16 protein-coding genes are annotated in these 18,169 nt (G+C 51.1%); 11 read left to right on the forward strand and 5 right to left on the reverse strand.

Going from position 1 to position 18,169, the window contains the following annotated elements; genetic code table 11:
• Positions 1-116: 116 nt before the first annotated feature.
• Positions 117-632, reverse strand: coding sequence for a winged helix-turn-helix domain-containing protein (locus tag BLP47_RS00490; RefSeq protein WP_157671256.1), 516 nt, complete (start codon positions 630-632; stop codon positions 117-119).
• 55 nt (positions 633-687) lie between these two features.
• Between BLP47_RS00490 and BLP47_RS00495 the strand changes: the two genes are divergently transcribed.
• From BLP47_RS00495 to BLP47_RS00505, 3 genes are all read left to right on the forward strand, one after another.
• Positions 688-1,368: a type IV toxin-antitoxin system AbiEi family antitoxin domain-containing protein gene (locus BLP47_RS00495; protein ID WP_091849325.1), complete on the forward strand. Its 681-nt coding sequence runs from the start codon at positions 688-690 to the stop codon at positions 1,366-1,368.
• Between the two features lie 105 nt (positions 1,369-1,473).
• Positions 1,474-2,367: a nucleotidyl transferase AbiEii/AbiGii toxin family protein gene (locus tag BLP47_RS00500; RefSeq protein WP_091849327.1), complete on the forward strand. Its 894-nt coding sequence runs from the start codon at positions 1,474-1,476 to the stop codon at positions 2,365-2,367.
• Positions 2,368-2,525: 158 nt separating this feature from the next.
• Entirely contained in the window at positions 2,526-3,560 is a 1,035-nt protein-coding gene (locus tag BLP47_RS00505) for an NAD(P)-dependent alcohol dehydrogenase (RefSeq protein ID WP_091849336.1), read from the forward strand.
• A 114-nt stretch (positions 3,561-3,674) separates the two neighbouring features.
• On the opposite strand, the gene BLP47_RS00510 is transcribed toward BLP47_RS00505, so the two are convergent.
• Positions 3,675-4,253, reverse strand: a complete 579-nt coding sequence (locus BLP47_RS00510) for a GNAT family N-acetyltransferase (RefSeq protein ID WP_249883345.1) — start codon at positions 4,251-4,253, stop codon at positions 3,675-3,677.
• A 200-nt stretch (positions 4,254-4,453) separates the two neighbouring features.
• Between BLP47_RS00510 and BLP47_RS00515 the strand changes: the two genes are divergently transcribed.
• The 7 genes from BLP47_RS00515 (at position 4,454) to BLP47_RS00545 (ending at position 11,453) form a co-directional block, all read left to right on the forward strand.
• Positions 4,454-5,245 (forward strand): GntR family transcriptional regulator, encoded by a 792-nt coding sequence (locus BLP47_RS00515; protein ID WP_249883347.1) that lies wholly within the window; start codon positions 4,454-4,456, stop codon positions 5,243-5,245.
• Positions 5,242-6,168: a BadF/BadG/BcrA/BcrD ATPase family protein gene (locus BLP47_RS00520; RefSeq protein WP_091849340.1), complete on the forward strand. Its 927-nt coding sequence runs from the start codon at positions 5,242-5,244 to the stop codon at positions 6,166-6,168. Before BLP47_RS00515 ends, BLP47_RS00520 begins: the two co-directional genes overlap by 4 nt.
• A 15-nt stretch (positions 6,169-6,183) precedes the next feature.
• Positions 6,184-6,939 (forward strand): sugar isomerase domain-containing protein, encoded by a 756-nt coding sequence (locus BLP47_RS00525; RefSeq protein ID WP_157671259.1) that lies wholly within the window; start codon positions 6,184-6,186, stop codon positions 6,937-6,939.
• Positions 6,939-8,327, forward strand: coding sequence for a protein O-GlcNAcase (locus tag BLP47_RS00530; RefSeq protein ID WP_091849344.1), 1,389 nt, complete (start codon positions 6,939-6,941; stop codon positions 8,325-8,327). The genes BLP47_RS00525 and BLP47_RS00530 overlap by 1 nt, the downstream gene beginning before the upstream one ends.
• A 2-nt stretch (positions 8,328-8,329) precedes the next feature.
• Entirely contained in the window at positions 8,330-9,628 is a 1,299-nt protein-coding gene (locus BLP47_RS00535; RefSeq protein ID WP_091849346.1) for an ABC transporter substrate-binding protein, read from the forward strand.
• A gap of 65 nt (positions 9,629-9,693) precedes the next feature.
• Entirely contained in the window at positions 9,694-10,578 is an 885-nt protein-coding gene (locus tag BLP47_RS00540; protein ID WP_091849348.1) for a carbohydrate ABC transporter permease, read from the forward strand.
• A complete protein-coding gene (locus tag BLP47_RS00545; RefSeq protein WP_249883349.1) occupies positions 10,548-11,453 on the forward strand; it encodes a carbohydrate ABC transporter permease in 906 nt (301 codons plus the stop codon). Before BLP47_RS00540 ends, BLP47_RS00545 begins: the two co-directional genes overlap by 31 nt.
• 35 nt (positions 11,454-11,488) lie before the next feature.
• On the opposite strand, the gene BLP47_RS00550 is transcribed toward BLP47_RS00545, so the two are convergent.
• From BLP47_RS00550 to BLP47_RS00560, 3 genes are all read right to left on the reverse strand, one after another.
• Positions 11,489-12,718, reverse strand: coding sequence for an MFS transporter (locus BLP47_RS00550; protein ID WP_197672378.1), 1,230 nt, complete (start codon positions 12,716-12,718; stop codon positions 11,489-11,491).
• A 213-nt stretch (positions 12,719-12,931) separates the two neighbouring features.
• The gene (locus BLP47_RS00555; RefSeq protein ID WP_091849352.1) at positions 12,932-13,945 is read right to left on the reverse strand and encodes a GIY-YIG nuclease family protein; all 1,014 of its coding nucleotides are present in this window, start codon (positions 13,943-13,945) and stop codon (positions 12,932-12,934) included.
• Positions 13,946-13,981: 36 nt separating this feature from the next.
• The gene (locus tag BLP47_RS00560; protein WP_157671262.1) at positions 13,982-14,458 is read right to left on the reverse strand and encodes an NYN domain-containing protein; all 477 of its coding nucleotides are present in this window, start codon (positions 14,456-14,458) and stop codon (positions 13,982-13,984) included.
• Positions 14,459-14,592: 134 nt separating this feature from the next.
• On the opposite strand from BLP47_RS00560, the gene BLP47_RS00565 reads away from it, so the two are divergent.
• Entirely contained in the window at positions 14,593-18,156 is a 3,564-nt protein-coding gene (locus BLP47_RS00565) for a TM0106 family RecB-like putative nuclease (RefSeq protein WP_172807159.1), read from the forward strand.
• Positions 18,157-18,169 lie beyond the last annotated feature (13 nt).

The following is an 18,169-nucleotide window of genomic DNA, read 5'->3' on the forward strand; positions in this document are numbered from 1 at the left end:
GGCTCCAGCTTTATCGCATTAGGCTCACTTCCATAACCCCGGAACAGGTCCCTATAACACGAAAGTGTCGATCAAACCCCTGGGGTTCTTACCTTTTTGACCCGAGACACGGATTTCTAAGCCAAATTCCCAACCAACTGAATCATGGGTCTAGATTGCACAGTTTTTACAAAACCCAATTCTTTCGAATCCCACTCTTCCTCGCCTAAGTTATTCACATTCACCCGCTTGCCAATTAGTGTTGAGGCTTCGCGCGCGATTTCGAATGCCAAAGACCGAACAAAGCTCCCTATGAGCAAAACATCCACATCACCCGGATCGGCCCCTGACTCCCCCATGTATCTAGCGGCCCAGGATCCATAAATGAAAGCGGCCTTCAGCCCCTCGACTAAATCGAATTTGCCCCTAAGCACTTCAAGGGCCCCGAAGGAATAGAGCACTATTTCTGAAAGCGGGGCATAAAGAGGGTGTTCGATATTGACCTTCACCAACCTAAGATTCCCAGTCGCCCTCACCAAAACGATTCCTGCATCTTGCAATCGACGAACATCTCTCAACGCGGTCGGAAGTGACGTGCCAACTCTTTTAGCTAGGTCACTTACGCTGAGCTCACGCCAAGGATGGGCAAACAACGCTTGAAGGCAATATCAGGGATTATTTGTATCTCACTGGTGATACGTTTATTCCATGAAATCAGTCTCTGCCATTAAAGCACTGTCGGAAGTCACCGCCTGGCAGTGGGGGTTGGTGACCGTTTCGCAAGCTCAGATTCTCGGGGTTTCAAGACTCAACCTTTCGAGGCTAAGCGCAGCTGGACTTCTAAAAAGAATCCGGCAGGGCGTCTACTTGGATTGCTCGGCTCCGGATTCATGGCTCACTCCCCTCAGGGCCCAATGGCTCAGCTTCAAGCCAGACACTTTGGCATTTCAAAGGCTAGAGGCAATCCACACAGAATTAGTAGTCGGGTCCAGAAGCGCATGTTGGGTTTGGGGGGTTGGGGATTTTGATGAGCGTCCCTACACTTTTTATTCAACCAGCCGGGTCAAGCGCGACATCGATGGCGTCAAAACAATCACGATGAAGCTTGAACCGATGGACATCACAATCGTTGAGGGACTCCCGGTCACAACCCAGACCCGCACAATCATCGATCTAATGCGCGAGGGTTTTGACCTCGGTGGGGTGGGCCAGGTGATCAACGAATTTGGCTACGAACATATCAACTTCGAGCGCCTGAGAACCAACGCTCAGAGCCTGAAGATGCACTACGGTCTCAAAAAAAAGGGATTTATAGATCAAATTGAGGACTTCCAGGCACAAGCGAGAACTGTTCGATTGCAGAGTCTCGGTCTTATAGACATCAACTAGGATCTGGGGCCACTGGGCGGAACTCGCATGCCTGTGGAAAACCAAACACTGAATTCTCAATTCATAGCTAAATTTCAAAATGCATGATTTGAGAAGGATTTATTTATGGCATCCAACTACTCGACCCCGGCCGCCCTCAAGCAATCCTTCGATGCCAGGCTTAGAAACTCAAACATAACGGCCAGCCAACTTGTTGGAGCCTGGCATTTATTGACTCTGGACCGGTTTTTATGTCGAATATTCTTCGAACCTGAGTCTCCCTATCTACTCAAGGGTGGCTTTGGGATGCTTGCTCGCACAGCAAACGCGCGCTTCACTAAGGACCTAGACCTAAGTTTGAAAATTTCTGACTTCGAAAAAGTGATCTCTGAGATCACAGAGCTCGCTAGGAGGGACTTGAGGGATTATTTTCGCTTTGAATATAGGTCTCACAGCTCCCTTGCCGCAACGGATTCCCAGCCTGACAGGGAGGCAAGACGAATATTTTTTGATGTCAGCTTTGGCGGCAGGCCGGAACAGGCAATCAAGATTGACTTGTCAGTTGATCAAGTTTTGCCAAGGGAGATAAAAAGAACCCCTCCGGCCGGCAGGGTCTTATTGCCCGGCCTGGAGGTATGTGACTATTTGCTATACCCCCTCGAGAATCAAATCGCAGATAAAGTCTGTGCTTCATTGGCCACCTATCGAGGTGTCAGTTCTTCAAGAATTAAGGACTTTGTCGACTTGGTTATTATTTTGGAAAACTTTCAAATTACCAGGGGCAGGATGTGGTCAGAGATCAAGGCGGAAGCCCAAATCAGGTCGATAGAACTGGGGATTCAATATGTTCCCCCAGGCCATTGGCAAGCGACCTATGCCAAGGCGTCCAATTCTTCAAAGATGTCTTCGGAGCATCGAGACTGGGACTCAGCTCTAGATGCTGTCAGCCGCTTTGTCGATTTCGCCAATGACACCAAAATGACAGCCATCTGGGATCCTGCCCAAAGTCGTTGGGTTTAGAGGTCTAGCTTCGAAGTCAAACGTTTATTAAACCCACCGGTACTTGGCATTTAGGATTCCTGACCAGTCCAGGTGAGTCTGGCCCTCAGGCACTTATCTAGGCAGCCCTCTGTTAGCGTGAAAAGGGAACAACACAACCAGATCGAGAAGGAGAAGCCATGAAAGCCATTCAATATCGAGAAGTAGGAAAAGGCCCCGAGCTAGTAGAGATCGAAAAACCCGAACCCAAAGCCGGCCAAATTCGCCTGAAGGTAACCGCAGCTGGGCTCTGCCACTCCGACTGGTTCCTGATGAATCTACCAAAAGAGCAATATGCCTATGGCTTACCACTAACCCTGGGCCACGAAGGTGTCGGTGTTATCGACAAACTTGGCGAAGGTGTCGAAGGGGTTGATCTCGGTGACCCATATGCGATTTACGGCCCATGGGGCTGTGGCCTTTGCCACACCTGCGCCCAGGGTCAAGAGAACTACTGCCCTCACGCAGCAGAACTTGGCATTACCCCTCCGGGTCTTGGTGCCCCGGGGGCTATGGCGGAGTTTGTCATCGTTGACGATAAGCGTCACCTAGTTCCACTAGGGGATCTTGACCCAGTACAAACTGTCTCACTAACCGATGCCGGACTCACCCCGTATCACGCCATCACAGCAGCCATGCATAAACTCACCCCCGGCTCAACAGCAGTAGTAATCGGTGTGGGTGGGCTAGGCCATGTTGGTGTGCAGATATTGCGTGCACTAACTCAGGCCACCATCATCGCACTGGACATCACCGAGGATAAGCTCGCCCTGGCCCGTGAAGTCGGAGCCCACCACACGATCATCTCCTCAGATGGTGCAGTTGAGAAGGTGCGAGAACTAACAAATGGGCTAGGGGCTGAAGCAGTCTTTGACTTTGTCGGAGCAGACCCAACCACCGATATGGCAAGGCAGATGGTAGCCACCAACGGCTTTATCCACATCGTAGGAATCGGTGGCGGAACCCTAGCAACCGGCTTTTTCTCAACCCCATTTGGAGCCAATGTCCGATCCCCCTACTGGGGCTCTCGCAGCGAGCTCATGGAAGTTCTAGAACTAGCCAAAGCAGGCTCACTATCGGTCCATGTTGAGAAATTCAGCATTGAACAAGCAGTCGATGCTTACCAAAAGCTCCATAAGGGCGAGATCCGTGGCCGAGCAGTAATCGCCTTCTAAGAAATCAGCAAAACAAAACCTCCCCTTAGGGTCATCGATACCTAGGGGAGGTTTTGTTTTTAGGCAATTTTTCTCGAAAGTGCTTCAAGCCCCAATAGGCCAGGTCCGGATTCCCTACCCGTTCCTACCCATATAGAAAGACTCAGGAGCTTCCCCGACAATCTCGAACCCAAGATGATGGTAGACCGAGATGGCATTGGTGTTTTCTCTGCTGACGTCCAAATGGACGCCGACCTGCGCTGCTTCAACAAACTTATCGATTAGGTGTCTGGCCAGACCACCACCTTGAGCCCTGGGCAAAAAATCAATGTGGAAGTGCGCGGGGTATTTTCTAACTACTTCGGCTGGTGCAGTCGAGGGGTTGTGCAAAAGATCAATCAGCTTGCCATTCCAGTCGCTGCGGCCAGTAAGTGGGTACTGTTCTCGAAGAGCGGGCCACCAATTAGCTTCGCACCAATGCCAAAAATCCAAGCTATTGTTCGTCCCCATAAAGTATCCCGCCACCCCTTGTTCATCAACAACCATTGAGGCTAATTCTGGATGACGAACTAGATAAGGCCCCACGTAAACATGGCCTAGCAGGTCGGGATTGATGCCTAAACTGGGCACAACTCCGACCGGTTCTGAGGTTTCCAAGCAGACCGCATAGGCACCCGGCAGGTGTGAAAAATTGAAGTCTACGATTTGTACCACAGGCAACATAGTAGAGCGCTCAACAAATTGGTTACCTAGGTGGAGCACAAATTTTACAAAAGTGGTTCACTCTAATAAATATCTGCATGCCGCTAATTAATCTATCAAAAAGCTCAAGGCATTACATTTGCGGGGCTCAGCGACCAAAAAGTGGTCTACATTGTGATGCCTAATTGTTACCAAGTGGTCTACTTTTCACCTTGACTAAGTGGCCACAAGTCGGCTGTACTCCTGCAATGGACACAATTACTCGCTCGCTTCCTCGCAATCGCAGTGCGGTGAGAACTCAGCTGCAAGGGTTGATATCGCAAATGCGCGTAGGTGACAGGCTGCCGAGCGAGCGAGAACTCAGTGAGCAATGGAACATTGCCCGCATGACAGTTCGACGAGCTCTCGATGAACTTTTTAAAGAGGGGGCAATCGAAAGACGGCACGGGTCTGGCACCTTCGTTGCGCCAAGGCCCTTTGTTCGCGCCCTCGGCCTAACCTCGTTTTCCGAAGACATGAGAGAGCGCGGCCTGGTTCCAGGAAGCAAATTACTCTCTTTTTCAACCGGAGTCGCCGATTCCAAGATAGCGAAGCGTCTGCAGGTTCCAATCGGCACTCAGGTTTATAAGTTCACTCGACTGAGGCTGGCAAGTGGTGAGCCATTAGCTTTAGAAACAGTCTGGGTAAAGCAAGAACTCGTACCAGGGCTCAGTGAATACGACTTGGGGGGCTCGCTCTACAAAGCTCTCGCCGATAAATACCGCATCGCAGTTGGTGCGGCCACGGTGACTATCGGGCCGATCGTTCCTGAGCCAAAAGTACAGAGCCTGCTAGGAATTGGCAGCACCCAGGGTTGCCTATTGGTTGAGATGGTCTCCTCTGATGTCAGGGGCGGGGTCATCATGTACGCACGCTGCACCTACCGTGGCGACAAATATCAGCTAACTGCCGAGGTGTCCGGGGCTGCCTTTGCCAGGGAATCTTTGCGCAGGCCTCCCGCATGAGTGGGCTTGTGCTGGCCGTGGATGGTGGCCAATCCGGCATCCGAATGCGATTGAGTGATTCAAAAAAAGTGATAGAAACCCAGGGTGCGAGCAGGCTAGAGGGTGATGTCATGACCCGAGTTCACGACCTTGTGGTTAAAGCGATGAGTCAGGAACTCACCAAAGACCTCGACACCGTGGTTTTGGGCCTGAGTACCTCTCCCACTGCTGGCGAGGATTCAGTGAGACTCGCAAGAAAACTTGGCGAATCACTCGGCGCCAGACGTGTCCTAGTAACCGATGACGGGGTCACGCATCACGCATCACACTTTGAGGGCTTGCCAGGAATTGTCCTGGCTATTGGCACGGGCGTTGCGTGTGTTGGGGTCGGTAATAAGCAAGACGCCATTGTCTCGGTAAGTGGCTACGGCTACCTGCTAGGCGATGACGGTGGGGCTTTTTCGATTGGCAGACACGCGTTAAGAGTCGTGCTGGATGCACGCTTCAAAGATTCCAAGAGTTCTATTTCTCAGCTTGCACAAGATCACTTTGGCCCCTTGGTTGATCTTGCCGCCGAAGTTCATTCACGCCCAAGAGCAGTCAATGAAATCGCCCATTTTGCCCTGGAGGTCCTAAGGCTTGCGGATAGTGACGAGCAGGCCCGGCAAATCATTGACCACGCTTCTGGTGAGCTTGCCCAAAGCGTGCAGCGCGGCATAGTGGCTGCTCATCTAGCGCCAGAGAGCGCGGAACTGGTTTGGTCTGGGAGATTATTTGCCCACTCGCCTCTTGCGTGCGAGTCACTGGAGCGTGCCCTCATCGAACTAATTCCCGAGCTGAAAATTCGCCAAGAAGAAAGCAACCCTCTGCAAGGGGGTGTCTGGCTCGGACAGACGGCAGATTTTGGTCCATATAAAAACTCGATTCAGACCTGGGGTGCCTAGGTGGAAAGGAAAAAAGTGAGCGACACAAACATTGGGGAGGCGAGTATCGCCAAGGAATACCTGCGTGGTCTGCAAGATGCCCTCGGCAGGCTGCTGATTGAGCAGGATTCATCGATTCAACTCGGTGCCACTTTAATTGCCAGCACAGTAGCTTCAGGGGGAACAATCCACGCCTTTGGAACCGGACACTCCCACATGCTTGCTGAAGAGCTGTTCTATCGAGCCGGCGGTCTGGTAGCGGTGAACCCGATAATTTTTGATGGCCTCTTGATGCACCACGATCCACTTTTGAGTACCCGGCTCGAAAGGCTCCCGGGTCTAGCAAAAGCACTTTTAGACAGTCACGACCTAAAAGGTAACGACGTGGCAATCATCGCCTCCAACTCTGGTGCAAACGCTGCCGTTTGCGAAATGGCAGAGGCAATGCAGGCTGCGGGTGTGCCGGTAATTGCAATCACAAGCCTCGACCACGCTACATCTAAGGATGCTCGCACCAGTGATCGACTTCGGCTTCACGAAATTGCTCAGGTGGTTATTGATAACGGTGGCGTACTCGGCGACGCCTCTGTGCATATCAAAGGCTTTGACAAAAAAGTCGCACCCACATCAACCGTCATTGGTGCTGCAATTATCAATGCCATGGTCGCGCAGAGTGTGGCCAACTTAGTTTCCGAAGGATTCCACCCCGCTGTCTACACCAGCAGTAATACCGAAGGTGGGGATGCTCAAAACGCTGAGTACCGCCACACTAACGGCCAAGGGGTTGTGTGATGCGCTCAGTCCAAAAAAATTATCTCTCCGAAGAAGCCTTCGCCATTCGGGGAGTAATCGAGGGATTTTACGGACCCCCTTGGTCCCATAAAGAGCGACTTGATTTTTTGAACTTTATGGCGCAGCACAACATGAATATGTTTATTTTCTCCCCCAAAGATGAGCCCCTTTTGCGCTATGAGTGGGCAAAGCTTCCCAGTGAGTCTTGGACCAAGCGCGTGCAAGAACTTAGAACTCGCTCCGAGGAACTAGGAATTAGGTTTGCAGTAGCCGTCTCACCTGGACTTTCAATTCGATACTCGAATGAAGATGATCGTGCTAAATTGATGGGCAAATTGCACTTCCTAGCCAACATGGGTGTGCGCGATTTTGGCCTGTTTTTGGATGACATTCCGTCCGCGCTCCAATGGCCTGAGGACCAAAAGACCTACAGCTCACTCGCTCAAGCACATCGCTCACTAGTACTTGCCGTGCACGAGTCGCTGAGTGCAATCGAGGAATTCTCCCTAATGGTCTGCCCTGAAACCTACTGGGGATCGGGGAAGGAGCAGTATCTTGCGGAGCTGAGTCAGGGTCTTCCCTCAGAAATTAATATCATGTGGACCGGAAAGTCGATCTGCTCGGCCACGTTAGAAGCGGCTGACGCACTAACTTTCGCCGAAACCACCGGTCGGCCACCGCTTTACTGGGACAACTACCCCGTGAATGATGTTGCGATGTCTCATGAACTACACCTTGGGCCTTACGAGCGCCGAGAGCCTGCACTTCACAACACGAGCCGTGGCATCCTGGTGAACGCAATGCAGATGGCAGAGGCATCCAAGATTGCGATTGCCACTGCTGGTGATTTTCTTGCTGATCCCTATGGTTACGAGTCTGAGGAAAGCTGGGTTCGGGCAATTGACAAAATCACTAGCAATCCAAAAGACGCAGAGGCATTCCGTGCTTTCGCCAGCAACTCCAGGTCTTCATGTCTCTCGCTTAGCGATGCTCGGGAAGTTGACCAAGCACTTGCAGCACTCGAATTCTCAAATGTCTCCGGTGTCATAGAGCCTGGCATTGAGGCAATAACCGCACTCGCAAACAAGTTTGAGGACTCCTCAGCTCATTTATTATCGGAGAATTTTGGCAATCAGGCCTTGATCGACCAGTGCCGTCCTTGGTTGGACGCTTTCAGAATTGGCGCAGAGATGCTGCGTCATTTGGCCAAGTTGGCGCAAGCGCGTCAGCTGGATTCGGTTCAAGCATCGGAGCTTGAACCGAACATTACCCGGTTGCGCGCCACGGGCAAAAGGGTTTTCGGCGACTCTCTAGACATGTTCGTTGAGCATCTCATGAGCGAGTCGCTGGCCAGTGCAAAAACCCCACTACAGAATGAGGAGCGATAGGAATGATAAAGATCAAAAGCACTGCAGTGGTTGCCTTAGCGGCAGCGTCTGCCCTAGTTCTCGGAGCATGTGCATCGAGTTCTGACACAACCGGAGATAACGAAGCCGGTACGAATACCGAAAGCGTTACAGCAGGCACATTGCGCTTGGCAATGGGCTCCCCTGGGGAGGCTCAGATTGCTGTTTGGGACCAGGTTGCGGCTCAGTTCGAGATAGCAAACCCTGGTATCAATGTAGAAATTAACTATGTCGATGATGACCTCTACCAGACCATTGGTTTGCCAAACCTGCTTTCGGGTCGTGATGCGCCAGACATTTACTTTGAATGGGCTGGTAGCAGACTTGCCGAAAGGTATGAGGGCGGCTATGCAGCAGACCTAACCTCCTACATGACCGATGGGGTGCTCTCAGGAATCTGGGAAGATTCCGCCTTCTCCTCAGGTGAGATCGACGGCAAGCTCTTGCTAGCCCCTCACAAAGCTGATGTCACCAACGTGCTTTGGTACAACGTCGACATGTTCAATGAGCTTGGCATTACCCCTCCAGAAACTTGGAGCGATCTAATGGAGACCTGCAAGGTAGTTTCTGTCGCAGGCTACACCCCAATTGCTTCGGGCAATAAGGACTTCTGGGCCGCAGGTAACTGGCTTGGGCACCTGACCTCTCGAGTCGTTGGTGAAGATGTCTATGATTCGGCATTGGCGCAGCGCACCTCTTTCAACACACCTGAGTGGGTAGAAGCCTTTGGCTACATCAAAGAGCTTGCCGATAATGGGTGCGTAAATGAAAGCGCGAACGCCATTGCAGACAACGAGGGTGCTCAACTGTTCTTCCAAGGTGAAGCGGCTATGCACCCAATTGGTTCATGGTTGGTTAGCTGGGCAATCGATGAAGCACCGGATCTCAACTTCGACTACGTGAACCTACCCGCAATGCCCAATGGCGCCGGCGATCAAGGCAGCGTTATTGGAGTTGTGACGGGATACGTAATCAACGAAAAGAGCCCAATGAAAGACAAGGCTGCTGAGTTCTTAGCACTAGCAAATAATGCTGAATTCGTGGCTAAGTTCATCGATGCCGAAGCCGTGCCATTGGCGATCTCAGCTGCAAACGCGGAGCTCGACGACAGAACAGCAAGGTTGAACACCATGCTGGCGTCTTCTGACACAATCGTTGGACCGCCAGACACTGACTACGACCTCAAGGTTGCCGACTTCTTCTACCGCGCCGTTGCTGCTGTGATGGGTGGAGTCAGTACTCCCGAGGAGGCAGCAGCTGAACTGGCTGCAGCAATCGAATAATAAGTTGAACTGCAGAGTGGGCTTGCATCAGCCAAGCACACTCTGCACCATCCGAAGGTGAACACATGAAACCGCAGAAACCCTGGGTTCCATTTCTTTTTGTCGCGCCTGCTTTGACATTTTTTGTCTTCGCGGTGTTGGTGCCGATGATTGCGACTGCTGGGTTTAGCTTCACGGATTGGAATGGTTTCGGTGAGTTCAACTTCGTAGGGTTTGCCAACTACATTGAATTAGCCTCCGATAATATTTTTGCAAAATCTTTCACAAACGTTTTTTTATATATCCTGGCTACCTTGGTTCTTGAGGTACTGGTGGGCCTCTTTCTAGCCGGCCTAATCAGCGTTCAAAGATCAGGTTCATTATGGTTCCGCGTTGCTCTCTTCGCCCCGGTAATGCTTCCCATGGTCGTAGTGGCCGTGTTGTGGTCTTTTATCTACAACCCCGACTTTGGATTAGTCAATAGTGTTTTGAGCGCTGCTGGCCTAGAAGATTTCACCCGCATCTGGCTGGGTGACCCAGATACAGCGTTATGGGCAATCAGCCTGGTTTCGGGTTGGGTTTTTTCAGGTTTCTTTATGGTCATTTTTTACTCCGCCTTACAGCAGGTCCCCACAGAACTTTCTGAGGCTGCCAGAATCGATGGCGCCGGCGAGTGGAGAATCTTTTGGAGCGTCAAGATTCCATTCATCCGCAATGCGATCGAAGTAGGAGTGCTGCTTTGCATCACCGGAGCCTTTCAGGGGTTCGATTTATTCTTCGTGCTCACCAATGGCGGCCCCTTTAATGCCACCGAGATTCCAACCACTCTTTTGGTTCGCACCGTGTTTAGAAACGCAGATGTTGGCTACGGATCGGCTATGGCGGTCGTTTTGACGCTGGTGATTCTGATCGTTGGATGGATGTTTTTGAGAATTCGAAAGTGGAACGACCAGAAGGAGCTGCGCACATGACAGTGACAACGGAAACGACTACGACTCAATTACAGCGTCGCCCCAAAGTGGCATTGCGCAACAGGGTTCCTCAGCTAATAGGAACGCTGGGTTTAACCCTAATCGCAATCATCTACGCCTTCCCGCTTGTATGGATGACGGTGTCGGGGCTCAAAACCAATCAGCAGATTTTCCGAGAGCCTTTTGCTCTGCCCGAAACCTGGGACTTTTCGATTTGGATCGAAGCCTGGCAGGTTGGAAACATCGGGCAATATGCCCTTAACAGCACCATCACAACCAGTGTCACGGTTCTAGTCATTCTTCTGGCCGGCTCTGCCGCCGCGTTTGCTTTTGCCCGTTATCAGTTTCGCGGCAGAGGAATGCTTATGGGTCTGCTCTCACTCGGCCTGCTGCTGCCATTGCAGTCCTATTTCATAGCGCAAAGCAGCATGTTTAATGCTCTTTATATAACCAACACCAGGTGGGCACTGATAATCCCCTATATCGCCATGGGCCTTCCATTGGCAACCTACCTACTAACCGTCTACCTCAAGGCTCTGCCCGACGAGCTTTTTGAAGCAGCGCGGATGGAGGGAGCAAACGATTTCACCATCTACCGCTTGATTGCCATGCCGCTTCTAAAGCCGGGTCTTGCGACGGTAGGGATCTTTTCAGCGCTCGCATCCTGGAACGAGTTTTTGTTGGCGCTTTTATATATCCAAGACGACGCGCTGAAAACCATACCCACCGGTCTGCTGGCGTTTTCAAGTCGATACGTTACTGATTACGGCCTCTTATTCGCCGCCCTCACAATCATCACCTTGCCCATGATCGCCATCTACATAGCGTTCAACAAACAAATCGTGGAAGGCCTAACTGCAGGCAGTCTCAAGTAATTAATTAGGTAGTTGACGCCGCACCGGGCCGTCCATCACTTCACAGCGCGTGTGCCTCGAAGCGCCCTTGCCAAGTACCCCGACAGAATAAGCGCCAAAACCGGATACAACATCGCATAGGTCAAAGTGACCTGATCAGAGAGCACCCCAACCACAGTGGGCCCGACAAAATAAGCCCCAATTGAAATAACCCCAACTCGGGCAATGCCGACCGAAGGCGCCACCCCTGGCAAATTGGCAGCGCCCAATATAAACGCCGGAAACATCGGGCCAATCGCTAGCCCTGCAAAAAAGAACCCGGTGTTCACCAAAATGATGGCCAATAGCGGGAAGGGTCCTGATAACCAGATACCCAACAGCATCAAAATCCCCCAGCTAGTTCCCCCAACAACACCCAAGAACCTAACGACCTTATAGGGGCCAAACTTCTCGAGCCAGCGGTCACCCAAGAACCTAGAGATGATCATTGCTAACGCGAAGGTGGCAAAAGCCGAAGCGTAATAACCAACCGAAACGTTCATCTCGTCCCTGAGCAGCAAGGCACCCCAGTCGGCCGCAGAACCCTCGGCGATAAAGGTTCCAGTGGCACCAATACCCAGTATCCAAAGCGGCAATGATGCCTTGCCAAACCAAGCCACCGAGCTAGTAGTGACCGAAGAACCATCGCCTCGGTGTTCATCTAACTCGGGCGGCAACAACCTGATTGAAATTACCGAAAATGCCACCAGCCCAATACTTGCCACCCAGATCAAGTTGGCTGCGGGTGACATTACAAAACTAAGACCGGCTCCAAGCAATGTGGCAACAAGTGTCCCCACGCTCCACATGCCGTGAAAAGAAGCTATGTAGCGCTTGGCTAAGTGCTTTTCAATTGCCACCGCCTGCGCATTACCCCCAACATCTAATGCGGCATACCCAAACCCCATCACAAAAAGCCCGATCACCAAAACCAGCGGTGAGCTACTCAAGCCCATCAGAATCACACCAAGTGGCACAATCACCTGAGCCAAATACATCAGCGGCCTTGAACCAAAACGGTGTATTAGCCGGCCAGAGAGCTGGGCTCCAAACACTGCCCCAACTGAGCTGGCAATAAGCACCAATCCAAACTGGGTATCAGATAACCCATTAGCCATCTTTATCTCAGGAATCCTAGGTATCCATGCCATAGACACCACGCCCATAACAAAGAACATCAACCAGAGCGCATTGCGCGCTTTGGTTGCCTGGATTGTGATCACAGACAAGAGATTAGCTGTTGACAATGCCGAAGTTGACCCTGATACCCAAAGCCTGAGCATAAGCAAGTATCGAATCAACAGTCGGCGTGTAAGTAGCCTTCTCAAACTGAGCAACGGCAGGCTGGGGTTTTCTCAGCCTTTCCCATAAAACCCGCTGAGTCAGTTCAAGACAGTGAGGTAACTGCAAATAAGGATATATTTTCAGGGCCTCGAATTGATTCTTTGAAAGCAAAAATCTTATGTGCGGGCATTGCCCCTTGGTCGAAGAACGTATTCCTTGGTAACTGCATCCGTGAGGTACTCCATGTAAAAATCAGGATGTTCGCCGGTGAACTTTTTTAGGTCAAATTCCTGCTTAGAGTCTTGGTACCTCTTCCAGCTACAAACGCCTTCAATGGCTTCATTCACTCCGCATGCAACTTTCATTTGCGCGGTTGCATACTTCAGATCCCAATCCGCAAGGGCCTTAAGCTGCGTCACTAACATTGTCGGCTCCGAAATCTTGTATGCGTCTGAGGTTCCGCCGATGGCAGACATGAGACTTTGAATTTCGGTAATAGCTAACTCGAATTCCGCGCCGAGACCTTCCGAGGCCTCAACCTTTTTGTTGGAAAGGAACCTGCTGTACCAAAATGGCTCCAACTCCAAGTACTTCGAATAGACCTCAGGGTGCTTGTCAGCAAAGGCGGCCTCATCGAATTTTGGTTTGTAGGTTCGATTTTGGACTGTGCCGACGTCCTCCCCTTCGCGGACCGCCTCTTTTAGCTTCTCGTTTATGTCAGATTCAATCTTCTTACAAAATGCCATCTTCGCCGTTGCGTCCGCGAGCCTCGTTGCAATTTCCAAATCGGAATCAGTCGCCTTTACAGTCTCCCCGTTGGAAGCACTTTTTTGAAAATTATCGGCCTGGACGAAAACGAATGCCAGCTTTTCAGCGTCAATTGCTAGGGCTCGCGTATCCGAAATGACTTGCAGGAGTTGTTTGTCCGACTCAAAGGAGAACCACTCACCACCAACTCGATTAGAGGCATACCTGCGATGCAACTGAGCTTCCACAAGCGACACAGCATCGGTGGCAACAATGTGACCTTCAGGGATTAATAACCTTCTGGGGTTCCCTGTTTGATGTTCACTTAGTCTTGTGGCGCTTACCCGAGGAGACTTGACTAACCCAATTTTTACAAATGGACTTAACTGCTCCCCTTCAGACACCTCACGCACAAAATATATTTCTCCGGCTTCATAACTCATGGTTTCCCCTCAATAAGCCCTAATTTAGTTCCATTCTTAGATTACTAGCGCAAAGTCGGACTTAAGATATCGAACAGAGCTACCAGAGCGTGCCATCAAAAGTGCGATTGCACTCGGCTGAGAAACAACTAGTACGGCCTTGAATTTACTCACCAGGCTTTGCACGAAGGGAGCCAAGCCACCATCACCGCTGGCAATAACTACTCCATCAAAACGACTCTCTAGATCATCCTCGAGCATGGCCTTAGCCAACAAGATATCGGCCCCATCATGACCCTCTTTGCAACCGTGCCAAGCATTGGGCCAACCAAAAACTGCCGATTGCACGTTGTTTTTAGAACTCACTGTGACATAAAACAGATCACTGGGGCCAGGCTTAACTAACTCAAAGTACTCGCTTCTTACCTGCTGGACCTGTTGAAGAGTCGGGTTGCTGTTCATGCAAAGGTTCTCGATGTCAATCAGGTGGATAGTGCGGTTTCTTCTCAGACTAGCCTTTGACTTTTTATTCATGTTCCCCTCCATCTCTAGTTGTTAGATGAATCTTGCACTGGGGGTCTGACGTTTTATCTATGCAGCAATCGAACCAACGAGCTCGGGGTGCAAGGCAGGATCTAAAGGTCACACCCTCCTGCGATACTTTCCCCATGCATAAAAATGGGGATTTATGGTTCTTCAATACTCGCGATCTGATGCGAGCGGCCACTTGCGAACACTGCACCACCCTCTCGGTATTCCACGCACTCCAAGTGCCCGAGGTTGAGCTAAGGCTCGCTCCCGAAATCAAAAAACAAAAAGAGCGGCGCGCTAAAGGGGAAGATAAATCACTGCCCCAAAAATACGGCGATGCCTTTGAGCTCAAGCTCACCGAAGAGCTAACAACTTCACTGCCTCAAGGTGCAGTTGCTAGACCCGAGAAGGATGGCGACGTAGCTCAGACCCTGGAGCTCATGCACCAAGGAGTGCCGATCATCTACCAGGGCGGGCTTGAACATAGAGCACCCCACTCAGTGTTCAAAGGCAAGCCGGACTTCTTGGTCAAACAAGGCTGGCTCTTGGAGTTTGTTGATGGCCTACTCACCGCAAGACTTCAACAAGAAATACCTGGCCCGCCTAAATACATAGTTTGGGATGCCAAATACTCCTCTCACCCAAAACCCGAATACGCTCTCCAAGTTGCCATTTATGTGGAAGCCCTTGATGCCCAAGGACTAAAAGCTCCAAACTCTCGGCACGGCCTGATTCTTGGCAACCGCACCATGATGAGCTTTCAAGAAGGCGAAATAGTCCCCGCCACCAGAATCGCAAGACAAGAATTGGAGCAGGCAATAGCCAGAGTCTCTGGCTCCGCAAAAGATTCTCAATTAGAGAGCTTCACCTGGCACTGCGCCTCAAACCGCGACTGCGAGATCTGCGAATACCCAGAACTGTGTAAAGACGATCGCGAAGCAACAAAAGACCTTCTCTTAGTTGCAGGGCTAGGCAAAAACCTCAGGGCCAAACTGAATGCCGCAGGCATTCAGAACCTCAGTGAACTAGCTCGAAGCCCGCTTGAGAAGGTGCCCGATGTGACAAAGGCGACCTTTTCAAAGATGCAAAAACAAGCCGCTCTGCAACTTTTGAGCATGGAAACAAATCAACCTGAGCATGAACTTCTAGAAGACCCACTTCTGCAATTCCTCCCAAGGCCAAGTGCCGGTGATGTCTTTTTCGACATGGAGGGCTTCCCTTATTTCCCTGATGGCGGCCTCGAATACCTATTTGGCAACTGGACCAGAGACTCAGGTTTCACAGACTTTTGGGCGGTGGACAGGGCTGAAGAAAAACAAGCATTCATACAGTTCATGACCTGGCTGATGGACCGCATGGACAAACATCCCGATGCTCATATCTTTCACTACGCCTCCTATGAGAAAACGGCACTTCTAAAACTTGCTAATCGCCACGGAGTGATGGGGCCAGAGGTTAGAAGGCTCGAGCAAGATAAAAGACTGGTTGACCTTTACCCAATAGTCACCAAGAGCCTAAGAATCGGCGAACCTAAATACTCAATCAAAAACCTTGAGCGCCACTACGGCTTCAAAAGAGAATCAGAAGTTACCAATGCCAGCGCCAGCATCGATGAGTACGCCCAGTGGCGCGATTTAGTTGCTGGCTCAATAGACCTGACCCTTGGCGACCAAGAGCAAGAGGACCTCGGCCTAAGGGCCCAGAATCTCTACCACGCATTGCACGACTACAACAAAGAAGACGTAATCTCCACAATGGAGCTCTACGATTGGCTCCTCACAATGCCAGGAGCCGCCAGCCGCTTCGGAGAAGACGGCAAGTTCCAAGAGGACGACTCCGAGGAAAACCCAAGCGCTTCGGCCTTAGAGCTCCAAGAGCTCGAAGCCAAAACCGCTCGATTCTTTCTGCCGCTAAAAAATTGGCCATGGGGAGAATCGATCGAATTAGACATCAAAGCGAAGGTCTGGGAAACCCTTGCCCACTCAATACTTTTCTACCGACGCGAAGACGTAATGTTTTGGGCAGACCTACAGATTCGCATGAACCAAGACGAAGAGGCCTTCGAAAAGGACCGCGAAGCACTTCTAATATCCGATGTGACCCAGATAAATCGGAGCGAAAAGCTAAATAAAAAGGGCAACCTAGTTCACGTTGTCAGCTACCAGGCCAATTACCCAAAAGAGTCGATCTACAACCCTTCACCCGGTGATGAAATAATCATCAGGTTCCCAATTGGTGCAGGGCTTCAAAACAGAAACTTTGGCAAAGTGACCGAAGTAGCCCAGGGGCTAATCACCTTTTCCAGAGACACCCAAGACCCGGATGATTTGTTCTATCAACCAGATGCCCTAATTAAGTTTCAAAGGTTCCTAGCCAAATCCAAACAGGATGAGCTCAATAACCTAGCGGAGCGAATAACAGAGGTTTGGGGTTCCCCGAGTAACCCAGCACCCACTAAAAACTCCGCAATGGATCTACTCCTAAGACGCCGGCCTCGCCTAATAGGCGATGGCCAGTTAGCGCAGGCTGACCCGAGCAACTATCTCCCCGCACTAATTGAGAGCGTGGGGAAAATGGACAACACCGTCTTAGCGGTGCAGGGTCCTCCAGGAAGTGGCAAGACCTACCTGGCATCTCACCTTATTGCTCACCTACTAGCAGCTGGGAAATCAGTAGCGGTTGGATCCAACTCACACGCCGTGGTCGAGAACGTTCTAAAAGCGGCAATGGAAGCGGGGGTCAACCCAGCCCAAATATTCAAAGCCAAAAAGACCAAAGACACCGCAGAGTACCCCTGGGTAACGGCCTCAAGTGCCGGAACCATCGGCAAAAAGATTGCCAGGGCAAACCATGCCGTACTTGTCGGCGGCACCGCATTTGCCCTGAGCAATAAAGAGGTACGCAGCAACCACTTTGACTATTTGATCATCGACGAGGCAGCCCAGTTCTCGCTGGTGGATGCATTGGCCGTCTCCGGGATTGCCGACAACATGATTCTTTTTGGTGACCCTCAACAGCTTCCACAGGTGGTTCAAGCCACCCACCCCGGTGGCTTGGAGAACTCGGCCCTGGGCCACTACATGGGTGATTACGAAATTCTCCCTAAAGGCATGGGTTACTTTGTCGAAGTAACCAGAAGACTGCACCCAAACATTAATGCCCCAGTCTCCTGGCTCTCATATGAAAACAAACTGAGATCTCACCCCGACACCAATAAGCACATCATTCAGGGCATAGCCCCTGGTCTCTATAAAGCCCCAATCAACCACACCGGCAACTCAACCTTTAGCCCTCAAGAAGTGACCAAGGTCATAGAACTGGTTGAGAAACACATCAACGAGGTTGGCGCAGAAGAGATTCTGATTGTCGCTCCATTCAACGCCCAGGTGAACGCGATTCGCAAAGCCCTGGATAAAGCCAACCACCAAGAAGTTGCCGTTGGCACGGTAGATAAGTTCCAAGGCCAAGAAGGCCTGGTTGTGATCTACAGCTTCACATCAAGCTCATCCCAAGACGCCCCAAGAGGCCTTGGATTCTTATTGGATCGCAACAGAATGAACGTTGCAATCAGTAGAGCCAAGAGCGTCTGCTACTTGGTCTACTCAACCAACCTGCCCAAAGCAGTCTTCAGCTCATTAGAGGATGTGAAGGGTATTAGTAGGTTGGCTGGGCTGTTGGGGATGGCGAAAGAGCTGGACTGAAGGCTAGATCGGG

The organism is Candidatus Aquiluna sp. UB-MaderosW2red (assembly GCF_900100865.1).
In the GTDB taxonomy this organism is placed as follows: domain Bacteria; phylum Actinomycetota; class Actinomycetes; order Actinomycetales; family Microbacteriaceae; genus Aquiluna.